The organism is Streptomyces sp. A5-4, from assembly GCF_051131715.1.
In the GTDB taxonomy this organism is placed as follows: Bacteria; Actinomycetota; Actinomycetes; order Streptomycetales; family Streptomycetaceae; genus Streptomyces.
Map to the genome: position 1 here is coordinate 356,296 of NZ_CP178591.1, position 19,384 is coordinate 375,679.

Sequence of the window (19,384 nt, forward strand, 5' to 3'; positions counted from 1 at the left end):
TCGCAGCAGCGCAACCTGGACGACATCATCGCTGTCACCAGCCCTTGGGGATCGCGATGCTGTAGTACGCGCCGTTGGCGTCCTGGCCCGAGTAGCACGTCGCCTTGGCCGTCAGACTCTCCGGGCAGGCGGCGGGTCCGGCGCCGGCCGCCTGCGCCGGACCGGTCACGGTCGCGGCGAGGACCACCGCCAGGCCGCCCGCCACCGCGACGTACCGGCGCCGGCCGAACGTGAGCCGGGTGTGCGGTGATCCGCCCATGAGCTGCGCTCCTTCAACCTCCAAGCGCGAGCTTCGCGCGGAGGGTCAGATGCTATGCACGGGTGCATGGCATCCGGATCCCTCGCGTAATTGCGTTCATATTGGTCCCGCCCGGCCGAACCGAGAGCCGGCCGCGGCCCGTCACCAGATGGCTTCGGCCCACTCGGGGTGGTCGATGAACGGGTTGCGGTTGTGCTGGTACCGGTCGAATATCAGCTCATTGCGCCGTTGCTCGAAGGCGTCAGGCGGGTCCTGCAGGTTCCACTGCTTGAGCACGCTCAGACGGCCGATGAACGGCTTCGAGCCGTTGTTCACCTGGTCGTTGGGCTCCAGGTCGGCGAACCCGTCACCCGTGTCGTAACGTACCGCCATATAGAGGATCATTCGTGCCACATCCCCTTTGACCGCGTCCCGGGGCTCGAACGAATCGGCATCGGTACGGTTGCCGGGGGCCTCGCCGACCTCGCTGCCACCGTTGTCGAAGTCCTTGTTGCCGCGGGTGGAGTTGACCGACACGTCTTCGGGGCGCAGGTGGTGGATGTCGGTGCCCGGACCGGTGGCGGTGCCGAAGTCACCGTGGGACTTGGCCCACACATGCTCCCGGTTCCACTGCTCCGCTCCCCCGCCGTTGCTGGTCTTGCTCTGCGAGCGGCCGGTGTAGAGCAGGATCACGTTGGCCGTGTTGGCCGGGTCCTCGTCCGTGGCTTTCAGCGCGTCCCACACCTGGTCGTAGGTGAGCTTCGACTGTTCGCCGATGATCGTGTGCAGCGCCGCCTTCAGCGCGGGCCCGGTCTTGCCCTCGGCCGCCTGGTAGTACGCGTCGTCATCGGCATCCGCCGTCCGCTGCACCGTGGTGAGCGTGGGCGCGTGGGGAGCGGGCGTGGCGGCGGGGGCCGTGGCGGCCGTCGACACCAACACCACGGCTGCGGCGAGGGCAGCCAGCAGCGGGCGGCGGACAGGCTGAGGTGAACGCGGCATGTGGGGGTCCTCCGCTTCAGCATGCGACTGGCGTCGGCCAAGGGTGTTGGCCGGGCACAGAGGCATCGGTCGATGTGGTCAACCGGAGCCTGTCATCGCACTGTTCGAGTGAGGTGAACACAATGGAGCAGTTGTGTGCACACTCGGAGCCCTGCCCGTCCCGGCGCGCGTCGGGACGGGCAGGGCTCCGGACGCTTCGAAGTGAACGGCGAGTGACCGAGGTGTGAGCGATGCCGGGCACCGTCTTCCGGAGCATCCAACTCGCCGTCCGCTGCGGCAGTTTGACACCTCGCGGCCGGTCCCTGCCGCAGGAGGCGGACGGGCAGCAGGCGCGCATCGCACAGGAAGGGACAGCGCAGCATGTCCACCGAACCACTGGCGCACCAGGGCCGTCACACCTGCGGGCGCCTCGTCGTGAATCAGACCTGCGACTACGGGCAGTCCCTCGCGGCCAAGCAACGCAAGGCCGTCCGCACCGCACCGGTCCGCAGACAGAAGCCGCCCCTGGGCGACGGCTGGTACCTGATCCGGGTGGGATACCTGGCCGGCCTCTTCGGCTACGGGTGGATCCTGCCGGACTCCGTGTTCCTCTACGCCTTCGCCTTGGCCATGTGGACGGTCGCTGGCGCCTACGCACTGCTCGGGCAGTGGTACTCCGGGGTGTCGACCGAAGTCATGATCAATGCCGGAGGCGGGCTGCTGGGCTTCTCGGCGTACAGCGCATGGCTGGTGACGAAGAGCGTCTGGTGGGCGCTCCTGTGGCTCATGCCCATCCCCACGCTGCTCTTCGCGCTGACCATGTTCGTCGCCCTGGCCGTGCAGAAGCACCGGGCCAGGCCCCGCCCCGCCGGGTAGTAAGGGACGGAGCCGTCCGGCCACGCGCCGGCACAGGGCCCGATCGTCAGACCGGCAGGGAGACCGGACGAGATCGAGTATTCCGGTGCGGCAGAGGGCGGCCGGGGCGTGGGACACCGGTCGCACGTGGCCTTGGACCTCAAGGGTCACCAGAGCGTGCAGGCGGCCCCGGACCCGCAGCGCGAGAGCGGCCACGGCGGGCGATGGAGCTGCGCATGCCCCGCGTCGAGGGAAAGCCCCCACAACCGGCTTTCTCCTCCGCGCGGCCACGTTTCCCGGCCGCCCGGAAGAACCAGCCGCCTCCGAGCGCTGCACTGGGTATGACGAATGGACACCGCATCACCATCGAAGAAGGCACCACCCCGGTACGTGTCGTGCGCGACGGCCAGGTTCTGGCGGAGAGCCGCAGCCCGCTGGTGCTCCGCGAGACGGGCTGTCCGGCGCGCTACTACCTGCCGCCCGAGGACGTACGCACGGAGCTGCTCACCGCCTCCGACACCCGCACCCACTGCCCCTTCAAGGGGGACGCCTCGTACTGGTCGGTGGCCGGGGCGGCCGATCTGGTCTGGGCGTACCCCGAGCCGAAGGACGAAGTCGCCGCGATCAAGGACCACTTCTGCTTCTACGACACCGAGGTCGTCACGACGGCCTGACCTGGGGCAGGAGACTCCCCCGCGCGGCCCCGCCGCGCCCTGTCCGGGCATGGCTTACGGGCAGGGCGCCGCCGGAACGCGCGGACGCGATCGGGGGCGGCCAGCAGGGGCCTCAGGGGCGAACCTGACGGGCTTCGAAGCGGCCGTCGGCCAGCTGCAGGGTGAAGGAGACATGCTGCTCCTCCGAAAGGCTGCGGCACTCGCCCTCGATGTCCTCCCGCCGGACGTAGACGGGGTCGCGTCGGCCGAACGGGACGATGAAGCCGTAGCCCTGCTCGCGATTGAAGTACTGCACCAAGCCCTCGCACCGCTCACTCACCACGGATCCTCCCTTCGCTCCCCGCCACCGGTGGCCTCCGCATGCACATCCGCATATATCCGGTGCATCGGCTCAAGCCCGGGCAGCGGCGTGTACCTGTACCGGATTACCTGACCCCGCAGCAGGACTCCCATGCGGTAAACCCACCACCGGTGTACGACCGGCGCAACACCAGCGCCACTCGAACCCGGGGCGGAAGGCGCCCCAAGTCGCCTTTCCCGTGGGGGCTTTGACCAGCGCTGGCCGGTCGTCCCCGGTATCCGCCACATGGCCTTCCCCGCGCCGATCGACGGGAACCGCGATCCGCCGCCGCGCGTCGTGATCAGCAGCGTTGACGCACTGCCCGCAGGCCGTGCGCGAACTTTCACGGGGAATCTTGTGCTCACACCCAGCAGGCGCTCCACGGCCGCCGTAGTCGCTGCCACGGTTCTCACCGCGGCCGGCCTCGCGGCCACCGTCACACCGGCCACCGCGGTACAGGGAGGGAAGAACACCACCACCGCCGCCAACCCGTTCATGACGACCATCGAAACCTCCGACGGGCAGCATGTCTGCGGCGGGTCTCTCGTGGCTCCCACCAAGGTCCTCACCGCCGCCCACTGTGTGGACGACGAGGGCGGGGCCCCACTCGACTAGCTGGTCATCGGCGGCCGTACCGACCTGGGGACCAGCAAGGGCACGGTCCGCGCCATCGCCTCGATCACGATCCACCCGGAGTACGACGCGCGCACCTTCACCCATGACGCGGCCGTCCTGACCCTCTCCAAGCCGATGCCCTACAAGGCAACCCCCGTGGCGGGCCCGAAAGACAACGCGCTCTACACCTCCGGCAGGCGCGCGACCGCTCTGGGCTGGGGTTACACCTCGACCGACGCCCCCCCGGCACCCGGCACCCGGCACCCGGCACCCGGCACCCGGCACCCGGCACCCGGCTCAAGTCGGCCCGCCTCACCCTGGCGCCCCTGAAGGGCTGCGAGCCGTACACCCAGCCCCACGACTCCCCGGTCGACAAGCTGTGCACGATTCCCGCCTCCGGCACCCAGGACAGCATCCGCAAGGGCGACTCGGGCGGTCCGCTGATCGTCGGCGGCAAAGTGATCGGCATCGTGTCCACCGGCAATAAATACTGCACGACCGAATACCCGACCGCGCTCTACACCCGTATCAGCGCAGTCGCCTCCGGGCTGAACCTGCCCAGAGCCTGAGGGGCAGGCGGGCGAAGGCCGCGGCGGGCCCGGGAGGCGGCCGGCCACGGCCAGGTCGTCGGCGACCCGAACGCTTCACGGGCTCCCTGCGCATCGTCCGTGACGGACCCGTCGGCAGCCTGTCCCGAGCCGCCGCGGGCGCTCCGGAACCGGGGGGTAGAGTCTGCTGGCCGCGTCAGCCCGTGCCGGACGGGAACCGTGGCACCTTCTTCCTCTATCCGAATGCCGGCCGGGTGACGTCATGACCAGTACACAGAATCCGCCGGAACTGTCCGTGCCCGCCGCCGCGGCGGGCACGTCGGCCCTGCTTGAGTACCGTGCCGCGCGGATACGGCGTCGCCTGGAGCGGCTGATAGGCATCGCCGCGACCGAGGGCAACCTCGTCGTTCCGCTGCGCAACGGGGATGAGATCTTCGCGGCCATGCTCGACGCCATCCGCTCCGCCGAACACACGGTGGACATGATGACCTTCGTCTACTGGAAGGGCGACATCGCCCACCAGTTCGCCCAGGCGCTGGCCGAGTGCGCGCTCAGGGGCGTGCGGGTGCGGCTGCTGCTCGACGGCTTCGGCAGCCGGCTGATCGAGGCGGATGACTCTGCTGCCCAATTCACTGCGGGGGTGAGGGCGGGTCCGCGATGATCGTTCCTGAGGTCGCTTCTCCGTCGTGCGGCCGTGGAGGCGGTACGGATGTCGATGCGGCCGGTGGGACTCCCGGGGATCCCGGAGCAGACCGTGGTGGTGGCGCGGGCGGCGTTCCCGAAGGGGAGTCTGGCGATACGGGTGCGGGACCAGTTGGCGGAGGTCTTCGCCGATGAGCCGTTCGTCGAGGCGTTCGGGGTGCGCGGGGCGCCGGGCCTGTCGCCTGGGGTGTTGTCGCTGGTGACGGTGTTGCAGTTCGCCGAGGACCTCACCGATCGGCAGGCCGCGGCGATGGCGGTGCGGGCCATCGACTGGAAGTACGCGCTCGGGGCGGAGCTCACCGACACCGGCTTCGATGCCAGTGTGCTCAGCAAGTTCAGGGCCCGGCTCGCGGACAACGGCATGGAGCGGGTGGTCTTCGACCGGCTCCTTGAGCACTGCAAGGACGCCGGTCTGGTGGCGGCCGGGGGCAAGCAGCGCACCGACTCCACCCATGTGATCAGCGCGGTGCGGGACTTGAACCGCCTGGAGCTGGCCGGCGAGAGCGTGCGCGCTGCCCTGGAGGCCCTCGCGGTCGCGGCCCCCCTCTGGCTGGCCGGGCAGATCGACGTGACGGAGTTCGCCGAGCGGTACGGGCCGCGGGTCGACGGCTGGCGCATGCCGCCCTCGCAAACGAAACGCGACCGCCTCGCCCAGGTCTTCGGCCAGGACGCCCTCGCCCTGTGCCGGGCCGCCTGGGCCGATGACGCCCCGGTATGGATCCGTCAGATCGAGGCCGTGCACCTGCTGCGGCAGGTCCTCGTTCAGACCTACATCATCCGCAGCGACAGCCGGGGACGGCAGGTGATCAAGAAGCGGGACGCCGACGACGGCGTCCCGCCCGGTCAACTCCGCCTGGCCTCCCCCTACGACGCGGACGCACGCTGGGCAGCCAAGGGCGATGACCTGTTCTGGATGGGCTACAAGATCCACCTCACGGAAACCTGCTCCACTCTCCCCGACGCCGACGCCGACGCCGACGCCGACGCCGACGCCGACGCCGACGCCGTAGCTGGGGCGGAGGCAGCGGCTGGGGTGATGCCGAATCTGATCACCGATGTGCACACCACCGACGCGACCGTGCCCGATGTGAAGGCGACTGCCCCGATCCAGCGCAAGCTCGCCGCGCACGGGGTGAAGCCGACCGAGCACTACCTCGACTCCGGCTACCCCTCCGCGGACCTGATCACCAAGGCCCTGGGCCAGGGTATCCGCATGGTCACTCCGGTCCTCCTGGACCGCTCCGCGCAGGCCAAGGCCGCCGAGGGCTTCGACAAGAACGCCTTCACCATCAACTGGAAGACCCGTCAGGTCCGCTGCCCCGCCGGCAAGACCAGCTCCCACTGGAACCCGGTGAAACAGCATGGCACCGACGCCATCGTGATCACCTTCAGCGTCCTGACCTGCCGGGAATGCCCCTTCCAGAAGCAGTGCACCACCTCGCAGACCGGGCGCCGCATGCTCACCCTGCGGCCCGAGGAACTCCACGAGAACCTCGCCAGAGCCCGCGCCGAGCAGAAGACCGACACCTGGAAGAACAAATACGCCCTCCGGGCCGGCGTCGAGGGCACCATCAATCAAGCCCTCGACGTCACAGGCATCCGCCGGGCCCGCTACCGCGGCCTCCCGAAAGTCCGCCTCCAACACGCCTTCTCCGCCACCGCGCTCAACGTGATCCGACTCGACGCCCACTGGACCACCGGCCCCCTCGACCGCACCCGCCACAGCCGACTCGAACGACTCAACTACCGACTCTCCGCCTGAACGAATTGGGCAGCAGAGTCGCGGATCAGCTCAAAGCGATGGACCAGGCGGGAGTGCAGGTGGCCTGGTTCCGTAAGCCGATGCACCTCTCCCCGTTCAAGCAGAACCACCGCTGCCACCGCAAGGTCCTCGTCGTGGACGAGGACGTGGCGTTCACCGGCGGTGTGGGGATCGCCGAGGAGTGGTGCGGCAACGCGCGCAACGAGAACGAGTGGCGTGACACCCACGTCGAGGTCCGAGGCCCCGCTGTTGACGGAATCGCCGCCGCGTTCGCCCAGAACTGGGCCGAGTGCCACGACGAACTCTTCGACGACCGCGACCGGTTCCTCGCGCACAGCCCGCAGGGCGGTGCGGTCGTGCAGGTGGTACGCGGCTCGGCCAGCTTCGGCTGGCAGGACATGCAGACACTGATCCGGGTGATGCTGGAGTCGGCCGAGGAACGATTCCGGCTGACCACGGCCTACTTCGCGCCGGACGCCTATTTCATCGAGCTCCTCTGCGCCGCCGCGCGGCGCGGGGTCGAGGTGGAGATCCTGCTGCCCGGCCCGCACACCGACAAGCGGGTCTGCCAGTTGGCCGGCCAGAACTTCTACGAGGAACTCACCGCCTGCGGGGTGAAGATCTTCCAGTACCAGCCGACGATGATGCACGCCAAGGTCATCACCGTCGACCATGTCGCCGCGCTGGTCGGTTCGACCAACTTCAACCGCCGCTCCCTCGACCACGACGAGGAGGTCATGCTCGCCGTCCTGGACGTGGCGTTCACCGCGACGCTCGACGGACATTTCGAGGAGGACAGGGCGGCGAGTGAGCTCATCCGGCCGGGGCGCTGGAAGAAGCGCTCACTGGTGCAGCGCGCCCGCGAGGCGGCCGTCGTCCCCATCCGCCGGTTCCTGTGACCCGGGGAAATCGCCGGCTCCTGTGACCGGGGGCTCCGCCGCGTGGCGGGCCGGCCGCACCCGCCTCGGCCCGCGGCGGACGGAACGCCTTCCTCCTAGCGCCCCATCGCGATGGACCAGCACGATCCGCCCGGTCGTCGCCGCGGCTCGGCACGGTGCTCCTCCGCCTTCGCCCGCTCTCGGTCGGCGCGGCGGACCGCCCACACCACGACCACCAGGGCCAGCCCCCAGAGCGGGTAGTTCATCGCGATCTTGGCGAACGCCAGCGGGCCCACGCTGTTCTGTTCGTACAGCCAGTGCTGGACGACGAAGCGGGCAGCGAACACCGCGGCCACCGTCGCCGTGGCCACGTCGTAACCGAACCTGGCTCTGCGCCTGTTGCGCCACTCCTGCGGCCGGCGGTTGATCCGGCTCCAGATGACCCCCACGAGGGGGCGGCGGACCAGGATGGACACGACCAGCACGCCGGCGACGGCCAGGCTGTACCAGATGTCGAGCAGGAAGAAGTCTCGGGCCGAGCCGCTCCGGTGAGCGAGGAACGAGGAGATCACCACTCCGATGGACCCGGCGAGAGCGGGCTTCAGCGGCTGGTCGTGACGCCATCGCCAGATGGTGAACGCCAGTACCGTGCCCCCCGCGCCGAAGATCGCGACGGTCAGACCGAAGAGCGAGTTGACGAGCACGAAAACGGTCGAGGGCAGCGAGGACTGAACCAGCCCGGTCAGGCCTCCGGCCTGTTCCAGGAACGACAGTTCTCGCCTGGCCCGCGGTTCACGCGGGCCGAGGGGGCCACGGCGGCCCGAGCTGTTGTTCATGAGGTTTGCCCTCCGTCCTCAGCGGCCGGCGTACTGTCACGCCGTGTCGGTACGGCCGTCCCGGCGGGTCGCCAGTCGGTACATGGTCTGCAGCTCAAGAATGAACGCACCGGTGTCGATGTCCGGTTCGGCGCAGGACAGCTCATGGAAGCCCTCCACCGCACGCTGGATGCTCTGCGCGACCCAGGCGGTGTGCAGAGGCCGGAAGTCACCCGAGGCCCGGCCGCGGTCGAGGATCTCCTCGACCGTGCCACCGAGCAGGCTGGAGTCGAAGGCCCGGCTCTCGCCCGGCGCCTTCCAGCCCGATGCGAGACGCCACAGCGCGCGCACCCCGTCGCGGTGCTCGTCCTGGAAGCGGACCACCGCGTCGATGTAGGCGTCCAGCGCGGCCGGAGCGTCCGGCGCCGGCCGCACGGCCTCCCGGATCCGCTGCCCGCACACCGCCAGCAGGTCGTCGCACAGCGATCGGAACAGTTCGTCCTTGCTGTCGAAGTGATACGTGATCAGGCCCGTACTGGAGAGCCCGGCCTCGGCGGCGATGCGGCTCAGGGAGGCGTTCGACAACCCGTCCCGGGCCAGAACGACGACGGCGGCATCGATGATCTGGCGTCTGCGCAGCGCGCCGATGCCGGAGAGCCGCTCCATCTCACTCTTGTTTGCTTGCACAAGCTAAAAATAGCATGACTGAGCAATTTTGGCTGGGCTGCGGGCAGCTCCCAGCGGAAGGAGCCCGCCCGCAGCGCCTGTTCCACGCCACAGCCCCGGCGAAATGCCGCGTCTTCATTCACCAATACGGTGCCCCCGTGAACGACAGTGGAGCGGACCAGGAAAATCCGGACAGGCTGATCGCGCTGTCCGACGGGATCTCCGCCACTGCCATGACGCTGCTGGTGCTCGACATTCGCGTGACCACCGATCTGGACACGGCCGACTTCCGTCAGATGCCGCACGATCCGCTGCCCAAGATCGGCGCCTACGCGTTGAGCTTCACCATCCTCGCCGCCCTGTGGCGGGACCACCGCCGGATCCACCAGGTGCCCGGCGGGTGGACGCGCTGACCCTGCGGCTCTCCCTGGTCTGTCTGGGAACCATCGCGCTGCCCCCCTTTCCCACGACGATGTTGTCCGAGTACGCGTCGCAACCCCTGGCCGTCGTCAGCTACGCGAGCATCATCGTCGTGATCGATCCGCTGCTGCTGGCGATCTTCCTCTCGGTGTGGCGCCGCCCGCGGATGGCGCACCCCGTTCCCCGGCACGTCGGGCGGAAGATCGTCACGGACCTGGTGTCGAACGTGGTGGTCTTCGGCGCCACGATGCCCATCGCCTTCGTCTCCCCCGCGGCGGCGATGTGGAGCTGGCTGTCACTGGCGCCCATCAAGTGGGTGCTCTGGTGGAGCCAGCGGGGCCAACCCGGCGCGGACGCCGCCGAACCGCAGCCGGCCGAAGGCCGAAACGCGTCGGGGCGTGCGAGCGAGCGAGTAAGCCTTGGGGCCTGGTGTTCGCAGCGGGCGATGAGTTTCGCGAACGGCCGGAGTCCTACTGCTGTCACCGCGATCGCGGGCGACCATCAACGTGAGGATGTCCGGCCATGACTGCCACCCACACCCTTGAGACCCCGGGCGCGCACCTGCACTACGAGGTCCGCGGCGCGGGCCCGTTGCTGCTGATTCTGGGAGCGCCGATGGACGCCTCGGCCTTCGCCCCGCTGGCCGACGCGCTCGCCGCCGACCGCACCGTCGTCACCCAGGACCCTCGGGGTATCTCGGGCAGCATCCTCGACGACCCCGAGCAGGACTCCACCCCCGAGCTGCGGGCGGACGACGTCGCGGCCATCCTGGACGCCCTCGGGGCGGATTCCGCCGATGTGTTCGGCAGCAGCGGCGGCGCGGTGACGGGCCTCGCGCTGGTCGCGCGGCATCCCGGGCGGGTGCGGACACTCGTGGCGCACGAGCCTCCGTTGCTGGAGCTGCTCCCCGACGCCGCCGAGCGCCGCGCCGTGGTCGACGACATGATCGAGACCTTCCACAAGGAGGGGCAGGGGGCGGCCTGGATGAAGTTCATGGCCAGTGCCGGGTTCGACGCGGGCGACGACGGGTCCCCCGCTCCGCCGCCCCAGGAGCCGTCGCTGCGGGATGTCGCCAATGGCGCCCGCTTCTTCGCGCATGAGCTGCGGGGCACCACCCGATACCTGCCGGACATCCCCGCGCTGACGGGTGGCCCGTCCCGTGTCGTCGTCGGCATCGGAGCCGATTCGGGCGCCCTGGACACGTATCTGACCTCCACCGCGCTGGCGGAGCTGCTCGGCGCACCGCCCGTGGAGTTCCCCGGCGACCACGGCGGCTTCCTCGGGCAGACCGAGCTGTTCGCGGAGGTGCTGCGGAAGGCACTGGTAGGTGACGGAGCGAGCGGCACGCACACCCGCTGACGCTTCCCGTCCCTCTGTTGTTCCGCGCCGCCGCCGTCCGACCGTCCCTCGGTCGACGGCGGCGCCCGCACGGACTGTGGCCGCGGGCTACGCGGCTTCCAGGGCGGCGCGCCACACCGGGCTGTCGACGTAGTGGTTGTCGAAACGCTCGGAGGAATCCTTGATCTCCTGCGGGCTCGCCTCGCCCCGCATGACGCGACCGAGGAGCCGCAGGTAGTCGAAGCGCGGCATGCCGGGCGTGAAAACGAACAGCACATCGGCTTCGGCGCCGGGAGCCGCCGCGAAGGCGTGCGGGGTGTGCGGCGGTACGAGCAGGAAGTCCCCCTCATCAAGGATCTTCACCTCGTCGTCGACGAGCACCTGCAGGGAGCCGCCGATGACGAAGAAGAGCTCGGAGGCCCGGGTGTGGAAGTGCGCAGGGGCGCCCACGGCTCCCTCCGCGAACTGCGAGCGGTAGCTGGTGAGCGAGCTGCCGTCAGTGCCGCAGTCGGCGAGCAGGGTCATGACACTGCTCGGGTCGCTGGTGGTCTCGGCGTCGGTGGCGCGCGTCAGAACGGGCTTGAGGGCGGTGGCGTTCATGGTCGTACTCCCTGGTCGGGGTCGGCGGCCGTGAGCATCGCCCGCGGCCTTGTGACTACGACTCTAGGCAGTCAATAGACCCCTGCCAGGGTGCATTCAAGGGACGAATTCGTGGGTCAATTCTGCTTCGGGGAACAAGGCCGGGGCGCGGGCCGACGGCCTTGCGGATGCTTCAGGTGCAACCGGCCGTGCCGGTCACCCGCGGGTGACGGTGAACATGGCCCCGTCCGGGTCGCACAACGTCGCCTCGGCGCCGCTGGAGTCCGATTCCGTCCCGAGGACGGAACCGCCGTTGCGGAGTGCTGCCTGGACAGTGCTGCCGACGTCACTTACAGGGAAGTAGACATGCCATCGGGGGTGCATCAAGGCCTCGGGCGCCGCACCGCTCGCTCCCGAACCGAGATGGGCGACGACGTCCCCGCCCTGACGCAGTACGACGTCACCCGCCTCGTAGGCGACCTCGCAGCAACCCGGCCGGCCACAGGCCCAGTCGAGGACCTCGCCGTAGAAGATCGCGGCTTCGAAGGCGTCCCGCGCCCGCAGGCGCAGCCAGGCGGGCGCGTTCTTGCGCCAGGACTGCCAGTCGGAGACGAGCTGGCCCTCCCAGATGCCGAAAACGGCGCCGTCACGGTCTGCGGCGAGCGCGCCGCGCCCCACGGGGAAGCGGAGCGGCCCCACAGCGACGGTGGCGCTGCGCTCCCGGATCCGTGCCGCGGTCTCGTCCACGTCGGTGACGGCGAAATACGGCGTCCAGGCGACCGGTACGCGCAGCGCGGGGGCGAGAGCGCCGATGCCCGCGACGGGGGTGCCCTCCAGGAGGGCGACACTGAACTCGTCGCCGAGCCTGGCCCGCTGGAACCGCCAGCCGAGAACCGCGCCGTAGAAGGACTGGGAGGCGCGCAGGTCGCGCGCCATCAAGGTGATCCAGCAGGGTGCGCCGAAGATCTCCTGGCTCAGCATCGCGCCCGTGGCTGTGGGCCCTGTGGGGGTCGTATCCATGGCTTCCTGTTCCCTGGAGCGTCGGCGAGGGCGGCATCGACCGCTCTCTCCATACTGGCCCCGCTCCGCCTCGTGCTGCCAATGCCGAATTTTGGCAGGCGTCGGCAGCGGCGCGCGACCTCGACCCGCCGGTTACCCCGAATCCCCCGCCGTCAGCCCGATGGGCGGGACGGCGTCACCCTGAGTAACCACTCAGTACGTGTCCTGAAGCGCGCCCCAGGGGGCGCTCCGCGACATTGACGGAACACGGAGGCGAGACCGCCCTCCGGACGCGCCGGGCGCTCCCCTACTCCCGCCGGCCCCGCAGGCGACGGCGTATCCGCGACCCCGTCCCCTGAGCACGGTTCCTCAGCCGGTCGCGGAGCCACGAGAACAGCGCGACGAACGGAACGCACACCGTGGCCACCACGAGCGAGGGGCCCCACGCGTCGGTCTGCCAGAAGCCGTACAGCAGCAGCCCCACCCAGAGCAGCGCGTACCAGCACAACGGCTTCAGCCACCGGTTCATGACACCTCGGTTCCGCCACAGCACACTCCGGACACCAGAAGACGCACCCGCTCACACCATCGGCTGCAGGGCGGTGGTGAGCTGGGTGCGGGAGCGGATGTCGAGTTTGCGGTACACGCGGCTGAGCGTCGCCTCGACGGTCTTCACCGACAGGAACAGCCGGCGGGCGACATCCTGGTTCGACGCCCCCGCGGCCACCATCGCCGCCACATGGTGTTCGGCTTCCGTGAGTCCGGCCGGGGTGTCGGTCCTGGCGCAGGTGCCCTCCAGCCGTTGCAGCAGTTCGGTGGTCATGGCCGTCCAGGGGTGCGCCCCGGCGGACTCGAACACGAGGGTGGCGCGCTGCCAGAGCGTGCGGGCCGCCGCGTGGCGGCGCCGTCCCCGCTCGACGCGGCCCTGGGTCAGGTACGTTCTGCCCTCTTCGACGGGCAGGTTCAGTGCGCGGAAGTGCGCCGCCGCGCCTTCGAGGAGTTCCACCGCCTCGTCCGTCGCGCCGAGCGCGGCGCGGCAGACGGCTTCCGAGCGTGCGACGGCGCCGCCCAGGCCCGTCGCCAGCACGCGGTCGTCGGCGGCGGCGCGCAGCCGCTCCAACAGGTGTCGCGCCTCGTCCGGGCGGGCCGCCGACGCCAGGGCTTCGATGACCTCCGGCTGCCAGCGCAGCATCGTCAGGTCGTGCACTTCCTGGTCGCCCTCCAGGCGGGCGACCTCCGTCAGGGTTTCCACGGCGCGGGCGACGTCTCCGGTCACCAGCTGCACGGTTCCCAGCACCAGCAGATTGCGTGAGGTGAAGACCAGGTCGTGCTCCTCGCGGGAGACAAGGGCTCCCAGCCGGGCCTGCTCGGCGGCCCTGTGGAAGCCGCCCCCCGCCGCCTCGGTGAGAGCGGTCGTGTACCAGGCGGGCCCCAGTGACAGCCCGGCCCGGACGCACACCTCCATGGCTCGGGCACCCCACCCCAGCGCCCGTCCGCAGTCCCCCGCCCGCGCGTCCACCTCGGCCAGGCTGCGCAGCACCTCTTCCAGGTCCTCGGCGTCGCCGGTGCGCTCGGCCACCGGCAAGAGGTGCATGAGGTCCGTACGTGCCCGGTCCAGCCGGTCGTCGAAGACGGCATGCCGGACGGCCAGGTACTGCGGGCTGTGCCGGATCCCGACGCTTTCGGCCGCGACGCCGGAGGCCAGCGCGCGGGCGAGGGTACGGCTCGCCGCGGGGTGCCCGGTGATCCGCTCCATCCGTGCGCGCATGGTGAGCGCCACGGCTTCCAGGTGCGGATCGGCGCCGCGGCGGGCGAGCAGGGCGGCGCGTTGCGCGGCGAGCCGCGCGAGGTGGGGCCGACCGTGACAGACGTTGTGCCGGATGGCGATCCGTAGCTCCACCGCGCCCAGCAGGGCCGGGTCCTGGCCCGCCAGGTCACGCGCCCTGGCGAGGACCTCGTCCATCTCCACCATGGCCTGGCCGCCCGCGTCCACCACCGCGAGCAACGCGGTGACCTGGTCCTTCGCATCCGCGCGGGCCGCGGCGAGCGCGTCGGCGGCGCGCAGAGCCAGGTCTCCGCGGCCCGCCGCGGCGGCGTCGCCGGCGCTGGTGGTGAGCCTGCGCAGCCGCTCCTCGCGCAGTTCCACCGGGGTGCTTTCGACCGCGAGCAGCAGAAGTTCGGCGGCCAGTGCGCGCGCCCCGCCGTCCCGCGCCCACTGAGCCGCCTCCTGTCCGCGCCGCGCCGGCTCCGCGTCGGGCGCGTCCAGGGCCAGGAGTTCGTGGCGCACCGCGTGGACGGGGTCCTCGGCGGAGGCCGCGAGCGCCCGGTGGGCCGCCAGCCGCGTGCTCCGGTTCCCGGCGCGGTGCGCGGCATCCCGCAGGGCGCCGGCCACGAAGGCGACCTCGCCGCGCGGCCCGTTGGTGACGATCCCCGCCTCGCAGGCCTCTTCGAGGTGCGCGTCCACTTCGGGGCAGCCGGAACGGCGCAGCAGCCGCGCGGTCGGGGCCTCGGCGAGCGCCATGGTGGCCAGCGTGCGCCTGCTGTCCGCCGGAAGCGTCGCCAGCCACATGGCTGCCAGCTCCTGGACCCGGCCGGGTGGTGGCAGCGGGGGCTGGGAGCGGGGCGGGTGTTCCACGATGGCGTCGGCCATTGCCTGTACGAGCAGGGGGTGGCCGCCGCAGTGCCGGTGGACGTGCGCGGCCCAGCGCCCGGAGAGCCCGTGGCGTACGAGAAGCCCGGCCACGTCCTCGACGGTCAGGGGCGCCATCCGCAGCCTCGCGACATGATCGCCGCACAGCGTCCGCGCGGCGGGGCCGGTGCCGGTGCCGGCGGAGCGTTCGGTCACCACTGCCTTCAGCAGGTGCGGCGGCAGCGCCTGCAGGACGTGGCCGAACGTGTCCGCGCTCGCCTCGTCCAGCCACTGGCAACCGTCCACGGCGAGCAGCACCGGGCCCGCCCGCTCCACACGCAGGAGTGCCGTGAGCGCCAGCCGCACCGCTATCGGGTCCGGGCACGGGAGCGGCCTCCCGGTGCGGCGCAACAGGCCCTCCACAGCGGCGCGTTGACCACCGGCCAGTGCGGCGGTCTCCTGCGGGGGCAGCGCGGCCAGGAGTTGGGTGACCGCGCTGAAGGGGAGGGCGCGGTCACCGGACCGAGGCGTGACCCACAGCGTCCTGGCGACCGCGCCGTCCGCCCGGACCTGCTCGGCGAGAGCTTGCAGCAGGGTTGTCCTGCCGCTGCCCCACGGGCCGAGGATCACCACCCGTCCGCGCTCACGCAGCGTCTCCCCGCCCAGGGACAGCTGCTCCCGAACTGTGCTCCAGGGCAGCTGCACGGGTCCGGCCGCCGGGGCCGGGAGGAGAGCCAGGGCTCGATTACGGGTCACAGCCCCGACCGTACGACCGCCCCGCGGTGTGCTCAACCCTTGCGCAAGCGCCGCACGGGACAAGGGTTTTCCCTGATGCGGGTCGGCGCGTCCGGTTGGGGGCGACGGCGCGGCCGGGCTCCGACCGATCGGCCCGCACCCCCGCGGGCAACCCTTCACGGACGAGGGATTTCCCCGATGCCCGGTCCACGCGGTGGGGACACGCTGTGCCCTGCGCCACAGGAGTTCACCGGCGCACCCCACGAAAGGACTGACCGACGTGACTCGTCTCCGTCTTCGACCGGTGTGGACCGGCGTCGCCGCCGCGCTGATACTGACCGGACTCTCCGCACAGCCGGCCGGCGCGGCCGGTGAGCCGCCGCCCCCGGCGACCTCTCCTCAACTCCTCGACGCCATGCGGCGCGACCTGGGACTGACGGAGGACCAGGCCGTACAACGCCTCGCCCAGGAGGCTGCCGCCGGCCGTACCGCCGCCGACGTGCGAGGCAGCGTCGCCGACCGCCCGAGTGGCCTGTGGTTCGACGCTTCCTCCGGTCGCCTCCATGTCGCCCTCGCCGACCGCGCCGACGCCCGGCGGGCACGGGCCGCCGGAGCCGTCACCCATCTGGTGCCGTACGACAGGGCGGACCTGGACGCCACTTCACGCGCCGTCGCCCGGCAGGTCGGCGCCGGGGTCGTGGGTGTACTCGGGTGGGGCATCGACGAGCGCCGCAGCCGGGTGGAGGTCCGGGTGCACCGCACGGAACACACCGCGGCCACCGCGGCCTTCCTCACCCGGATACGGGCCCTCGGCGACCGGGTCCGCGTCGTCGAGACCACGGACGCGCCGCGTCAGCAGCAGGGTGACGTGGTCGGGGGCGAGAAGTGGACACCGGGCAGCGAGAGCCCGTGCTCCATCGGCTTCTCCGTCACCGGGGCGGGTGGCGCGAAGGCCTTCCTCACCGCCGGCCACTGCACCAACGACGCCAACCAGCCCGCGTATGGGAAGGACGGCACCCGCGTCGGCACCTCCAACAAGAACGGCAGCCGCAGCATCAACGCCCGCGAGGGCGACTTCGGCCTCGTCGACGTCGACCAGAGCGGCTGGAACCTGCTGCCGACGGTCTCCGGCTACGGGAGCGGCGATGTGACCGTCACCGGTTCGGCCGACGGCATCGTCGGGCAGGCCCTGTGCCGCTCGGGGCAGACCAGCCGCTGGCACTGCGGCGAGATCACCAAGGTCGACCAGTCCGTCGACTACGGCAGTGTCGTCATCGACGGTCTTTCCTACTCCGACGCCTGCTCGGCCGGAGGTGACTCCGGCGGTGCCTATGTGACCGCCACCGGGGGCAAGGCCGTCGGCCTGCACTCGGGCGGTGGCAGCAACACCTGTGGCAGCGGCGGAGAGACGTTCACCATCTTCCAGCCGGTGAACGAGGCGATGCAGAAGTGGGGCCTGTCCCTGGCCACCGGCGCCCCGCAGCCCGGCGCGGTGACCGTCACGGCCGTCACCGACCAGCGCAGCACGGTCGGCCAGCAGGTCAGCGTCAAGAACACCGCGCAGGGCGGCACCGCCCCGTACACCTGGAGCGCGTCGGGTCTGCCCGCCGGGCTCACCATCGACAAGTCGACCGGCACCATCAGCGGCGCCACGACCACCGCGGGCACCGGCCAGGTCACGGTCACCGCGACCGACCAGGCCGCCAAGTCCGGCTCCACGAGCTGGACCTGGACCGTCGGCGACACCGGCGGCGGTGACCTCGCCCTCCAGAACCCGGGCAGCCAGACCGTCTACACCGGCAAGCCCGTGGCCGTAACGCTCAAGGCATCGGGAGGCGCCGGCAGCCGTACCTTCACCGCCACCGGGCTTCCCCGCGGCCTGACCATCGACCGCGCTTCCGGCGCGGTCTCCGGAACACCCTCGGCCTGGGGCATCCACAACAGCCGCGTCACGGTGACCGATTCCGCCGCCGAGTCGGCCTCGGTGGCCGTGACCTGGTACGTCTACAGCTGATCCGAGCGCCGCACCGCCCTGGGCGGCGGACGCGGCGGCGCCCCCGCGGGCCGTGACAACGACCGCTGGCGCCCCACCAACCGCGAGCCGCCGGCCCCCTGCCGATCAGGGGGCCGGCGGCTCGCCCCACGCTCCGCCCGGCTTCAGCAGGTGGTGCCGGTACGGACCGGCTTCAGGCCGATGAGGTAGTCGTCGACGGCGTCCGTGACACAGGCGTTGCCGCGCCCGTACGCGGTGTGGCCCAGGCCCTCGTAGGTGAGCAGCATGCCGCCGGGAAACTGTGCCGCCAGGCTTTCGGCCTCCTCGTACGGGGTGGCCGGGTCCCCGGTGGTGCCCACGACCAGGACCGGCGGAACACCCTCGGCGCGGACCGTGTGCGGCTTCTGCGTACCTGCCGGCCAGTCCTTGCAGGCGAGCGCGTCGATCACGCTAGAAGGTCCGTACACACCTGCGGCCCTGGCCGCGCCGGGGAGTGCGTCCCAGTACGGCTTCGCGCCGTGGGGATGCGGAGTGTCGACGCAGCTCACGGCCAGGAGCGCCGTGTCCTCGTTGTCGGCGGGCGGCTCCTCGGCCGATTCCTCCGACGCTTCGGCGCTTTCGGAGGGCTCCGCGGACGCGGCGGCGTCGGCGTCCTCGGACCCGGTGTCCCGCTCGTCGGCCCCGTCGAGGCCGGCCAGTGTCGTGCCGTCCCCGCGGTCCGCATCGCTCAGCGCCGCCGAGAGGTCTTCCCACTGTGCCTCCGGCGTGTACATCGCCATCGACACCGCGTCGAGCGCGCGCCGGGCGTCGAGCATCAGCTGCGGGTTCCCCAGCTTGCGGCGGAGCTGGGAGACGAGCACCTCCAGGACGTTGGACTGCGGCTCGGTCATCTCGTCCCAGCAGCTCTCGATCAGCTCGGCGCGGGACACCGCCTGGTCGGCGCGCGCGGCCAGCACCTCCAGGACGGCGAACTCCCGGCCGGTGAGCGTGAGCAGCACCCCGGCGCGGCGGACGTGCCGCCGGGCGGTGTCGATCTCGATGTCGGCGATGCGATGGACGGGTGGGCGCAGGACCGCGGCCCGGCGGCACAGGCTGCGTACCCGGGCGACGAGTTCCGGCACGGCGAACGGTTTGACCAGGTAGTCGTCACCACCGCTGGCGAAGCCTCCCACCCGGTCGGCGACCGAATCCCGGGCGGTGAGGAAGAGCACCGGCACGGCGTGGCCCGTACGCCGCATCTTCTGCACATAGTCGGCCGCGTCCCCGGAGGGGAGCATCCGGTCGAAGACGGCACAGTCGTAGGTGGTGACGAAGAGCGCCTCGTCGGCCTGCGGAAGGTCGGCGGTCTCATCGACGGCGAGCCCGGCGGCACGCAGCGCGGCGGCCACCCCGAAACGCAGATCCGCGTCGTCCTCGACCAGCAGTACTCGCACGTCGATCACCCTAGCGGGACCGGGCCGCCCGGCTGTCGCACCTGGCGTCCCGGGCAGGTGGCCGATCGTGTTCGTACGACTTCCGCTGCCGGTACGTCAGTTACACCGACGGGCCCGCGCACCGTGACCCGGTGATATGACCACGCTGTCGGGCAAATCTGTGTACGGTCGCCGACGACGGTGACTC

Annotated in this window: 18 protein-coding genes and 4 pseudogenes; 11 read left to right on the forward strand and 11 right to left on the reverse strand. The window is 71.1% G+C overall.

Features of this window, described 5'->3' with window-relative positions:
* Nucleotides 1-34 precede the first annotated feature (34 nt).
* Together ACLLJJ_RS01755 and ACLLJJ_RS01760 are read right to left on the reverse strand one after the other, a co-directional pair.
* On the reverse strand, nt 35-259 hold the full coding sequence (locus tag ACLLJJ_RS01755) for a hypothetical protein (RefSeq protein WP_434587471.1): 225 nt from the start codon (nt 257-259) through the stop codon (nt 35-37).
* A 141-nt stretch (nt 260-400) separates the two neighbouring features.
* Entirely contained in the window at nt 401-1,237 is an 837-nt protein-coding gene (locus ACLLJJ_RS01760) for an endonuclease I family protein (RefSeq protein WP_434587472.1), read from the reverse strand.
* A gap of 360 nt (nt 1,238-1,597) precedes the next feature.
* Between ACLLJJ_RS01760 and ACLLJJ_RS01765 the strand changes: the two genes are divergently transcribed.
* Both ACLLJJ_RS01765 and ACLLJJ_RS01770 read left to right on the forward strand, forming a co-directional pair.
* Nucleotides 1,598-2,092 carry a hypothetical protein gene (locus ACLLJJ_RS01765; RefSeq protein WP_434587473.1) on the forward strand — a complete coding sequence of 165 codons (495 nt, stop codon included), beginning with the start codon at nt 1,598-1,600 and terminating at the stop codon, nt 2,090-2,092.
* A gap of 320 nt (nt 2,093-2,412) precedes the next feature.
* Nucleotides 2,413-2,745 (forward strand): DUF427 domain-containing protein, encoded by a 333-nt coding sequence (locus ACLLJJ_RS01770; RefSeq protein WP_434587474.1) that lies wholly within the window; start codon nt 2,413-2,415, stop codon nt 2,743-2,745.
* 112 nt (nt 2,746-2,857) lie between these two features.
* Here ACLLJJ_RS01770 and ACLLJJ_RS01775 read toward each other — a convergent pair whose 3' ends face one another.
* Nucleotides 2,858-3,064: a cold shock domain-containing protein gene (locus ACLLJJ_RS01775; protein ID WP_434587475.1), complete on the reverse strand. Its 207-nt coding sequence runs from the start codon at nt 3,062-3,064 to the stop codon at nt 2,858-2,860.
* A 267-nt stretch (nt 3,065-3,331) separates the two neighbouring features.
* On the opposite strand from ACLLJJ_RS01775, the pseudogene ACLLJJ_RS01780 reads away from it, so the two are divergent.
* The 5 genes and pseudogenes from ACLLJJ_RS01780 to ACLLJJ_RS01800 form a co-directional block, all read left to right on the forward strand.
* A pseudogene (locus tag ACLLJJ_RS01780) lies at nt 3,332-4,030 on the forward strand (S1 family peptidase).
* Entirely contained in the window at nt 4,027-4,269 is a 243-nt protein-coding gene (locus tag ACLLJJ_RS01785; protein WP_434600271.1) for a trypsin-like serine protease, read from the forward strand. The pseudogene ACLLJJ_RS01780 and the gene ACLLJJ_RS01785 overlap by 4 nt, the downstream one beginning before the upstream one ends.
* A gap of 241 nt (nt 4,270-4,510) precedes the next feature.
* Nucleotides 4,511-4,891: pseudogene (locus ACLLJJ_RS01790) on the forward strand (cardiolipin synthase B); the annotation flags it as partial.
* 66 nt (nt 4,892-4,957) lie between these two features.
* Nucleotides 4,958-6,712 carry an IS1182 family transposase gene (locus ACLLJJ_RS01795; protein ID WP_434587476.1) on the forward strand — a complete coding sequence of 585 codons (1,755 nt, stop codon included), beginning with the start codon at nt 4,958-4,960 and terminating at the stop codon, nt 6,710-6,712.
* A pseudogene (locus tag ACLLJJ_RS01800) lies at nt 6,703-7,611 on the forward strand (phospholipase D-like domain-containing protein); the annotation flags it as partial. The gene ACLLJJ_RS01795 and the pseudogene ACLLJJ_RS01800, both read left to right, overlap by 10 nt.
* 95 nt (nt 7,612-7,706) lie before the next feature.
* On the opposite strand, the gene ACLLJJ_RS01805 reads toward ACLLJJ_RS01800, so the two are convergent.
* A complete protein-coding gene (locus ACLLJJ_RS01805; RefSeq protein ID WP_434587477.1) occupies nt 7,707-8,426 on the reverse strand; it encodes a DUF3159 domain-containing protein in 720 nt (239 codons plus the stop codon).
* 36 nt (nt 8,427-8,462) lie between these two features.
* Nucleotides 8,463-9,092, reverse strand: coding sequence for a TetR/AcrR family transcriptional regulator (locus ACLLJJ_RS01810; protein WP_434587478.1), 630 nt, complete (start codon nt 9,090-9,092; stop codon nt 8,463-8,465).
* A 137-nt stretch (nt 9,093-9,229) separates the two neighbouring features.
* Here ACLLJJ_RS01810 and ACLLJJ_RS01815 point away from each other — a divergent pair, with 137 nt between their 5' ends.
* From ACLLJJ_RS01815 to ACLLJJ_RS01825, 3 genes are read left to right on the forward strand one after another with little or no spacing between them, the layout of a single operon-like run.
* A complete protein-coding gene (locus ACLLJJ_RS01815) occupies nt 9,230-9,484 on the forward strand; it encodes a TMEM175 family protein (protein ID WP_434587479.1) in 255 nt (84 codons plus the stop codon).
* The gene (locus ACLLJJ_RS01820; RefSeq protein ID WP_434587480.1) at nt 9,472-10,017 is read left to right on the forward strand and encodes a hypothetical protein; all 546 of its coding nucleotides are present in this window, start codon (nt 9,472-9,474) and stop codon (nt 10,015-10,017) included. The genes ACLLJJ_RS01815 and ACLLJJ_RS01820 overlap by 13 nt, the downstream gene beginning before the upstream one ends.
* The gene (locus ACLLJJ_RS01825; RefSeq protein WP_434587481.1) at nt 10,014-10,850 is read left to right on the forward strand and encodes an alpha/beta fold hydrolase; all 837 of its coding nucleotides are present in this window, start codon (nt 10,014-10,016) and stop codon (nt 10,848-10,850) included. The genes ACLLJJ_RS01820 and ACLLJJ_RS01825 overlap by 4 nt, the downstream gene beginning before the upstream one ends.
* Before the next feature lie 87 nt (nt 10,851-10,937).
* Here ACLLJJ_RS01825 and ACLLJJ_RS01830 read toward each other — a convergent pair whose 3' ends face one another.
* The 4 genes from ACLLJJ_RS01830 to ACLLJJ_RS01845 all read right to left on the reverse strand — a co-directional run bounded on the left by ACLLJJ_RS01830 (nt 10,938) and on the right by ACLLJJ_RS01845 (nt 15,792).
* On the reverse strand, nt 10,938-11,429 hold the full coding sequence (locus tag ACLLJJ_RS01830; RefSeq protein ID WP_434587482.1) for a cupin domain-containing protein: 492 nt from the start codon (nt 11,427-11,429) through the stop codon (nt 10,938-10,940).
* 195 nt (nt 11,430-11,624) lie between these two features.
* Nucleotides 11,625-12,428: a VOC family protein gene (locus tag ACLLJJ_RS01835; protein WP_434587483.1), complete on the reverse strand. Its 804-nt coding sequence runs from the start codon at nt 12,426-12,428 to the stop codon at nt 11,625-11,627.
* A 286-nt stretch (nt 12,429-12,714) separates the two neighbouring features.
* Complete coding sequence (locus ACLLJJ_RS01840) at nt 12,715-12,936, reverse strand: hypothetical protein (protein ID WP_434587484.1); 222 nt, start codon at nt 12,934-12,936, stop codon at nt 12,715-12,717.
* 51 nt (nt 12,937-12,987) lie between these two features.
* Nucleotides 12,988-15,792 carry a LuxR C-terminal-related transcriptional regulator gene (locus ACLLJJ_RS01845; protein WP_434587485.1) on the reverse strand — a complete coding sequence of 935 codons (2,805 nt, stop codon included), beginning with the start codon at nt 15,790-15,792 and terminating at the stop codon, nt 12,988-12,990.
* Between the two features lie 259 nt (nt 15,793-16,051).
* Here ACLLJJ_RS01845 and ACLLJJ_RS01850 point away from each other — a divergent pair, with 259 nt between their 5' ends.
* Nucleotides 16,052-17,785 carry a putative Ig domain-containing protein gene (locus ACLLJJ_RS01850; protein WP_434587486.1) on the forward strand — a complete coding sequence of 578 codons (1,734 nt, stop codon included), beginning with the start codon at nt 16,052-16,054 and terminating at the stop codon, nt 17,783-17,785.
* Between the two features lie 143 nt (nt 17,786-17,928).
* On the opposite strand, the gene ACLLJJ_RS01855 is transcribed toward ACLLJJ_RS01850, so the two are convergent.
* The gene (locus ACLLJJ_RS01855) at nt 17,929-18,579 is read right to left on the reverse strand and encodes an alpha/beta hydrolase (protein ID WP_434600272.1); all 651 of its coding nucleotides are present in this window, start codon (nt 18,577-18,579) and stop codon (nt 17,929-17,931) included.
* Nucleotides 18,565-19,197 (reverse strand): annotated as a pseudogene (locus ACLLJJ_RS01860) (response regulator transcription factor); the annotation flags it as partial. The pseudogene ACLLJJ_RS01860 and the gene ACLLJJ_RS01855, both read right to left, overlap by 15 nt.
* Between the last annotated feature and the right edge of the window lie 187 nt (nt 19,198-19,384).

What these genes read in the sequence shown, in the direction of transcription:
- ACLLJJ_RS01755 (WP_434587471.1), bottom strand. Translation starts at nt 259, where the DNA reads ATGGGCGGATCACCGCACACCCGGCTCACGTTCGGCCGGCGCCGGTAC.
- ACLLJJ_RS01760 (WP_434587472.1), bottom strand. Translation starts at nt 1,237, where the DNA reads ATGCCGCGTTCACCTCAGCCTGTCCGCCGCCCGCTGCTGGCTGCCCTC.
- ACLLJJ_RS01765 (WP_434587473.1), top strand. Translation starts at nt 1,598, where the DNA reads ATGTCCACCGAACCACTGGCGCACCAGGGCCGTCACACCTGCGGGCGC.
- ACLLJJ_RS01770 (WP_434587474.1), top strand. Translation starts at nt 2,413, where the DNA reads ATGACGAATGGACACCGCATCACCATCGAAGAAGGCACCACCCCGGTA.
- ACLLJJ_RS01795 (WP_434587476.1), top strand. Translation starts at nt 4,958, where the DNA reads ATGTCGATGCGGCCGGTGGGACTCCCGGGGATCCCGGAGCAGACCGTG.
- ACLLJJ_RS01805 (WP_434587477.1), bottom strand. Translation starts at nt 8,426, where the DNA reads ATGAACAACAGCTCGGGCCGCCGTGGCCCCCTCGGCCCGCGTGAACCG.
- ACLLJJ_RS01825 (WP_434587481.1), top strand. Translation starts at nt 10,014, where the DNA reads ATGACTGCCACCCACACCCTTGAGACCCCGGGCGCGCACCTGCACTAC.
- ACLLJJ_RS01830 (WP_434587482.1), bottom strand. Translation starts at nt 11,429, where the DNA reads ATGAACGCCACCGCCCTCAAGCCCGTTCTGACGCGCGCCACCGACGCC.
- ACLLJJ_RS01835 (WP_434587483.1), bottom strand. Translation starts at nt 12,428, where the DNA reads ATGGATACGACCCCCACAGGGCCCACAGCCACGGGCGCGATGCTGAGC.
- ACLLJJ_RS01840 (WP_434587484.1), bottom strand. Translation starts at nt 12,936, where the DNA reads ATGAACCGGTGGCTGAAGCCGTTGTGCTGGTACGCGCTGCTCTGGGTG.
- ACLLJJ_RS01855 (WP_434600272.1), bottom strand. Translation starts at nt 18,579, where the DNA reads ATGCTCGACGCCCGGCGCGCGCTCGACGCGGTGTCGATGGCGATGTAC.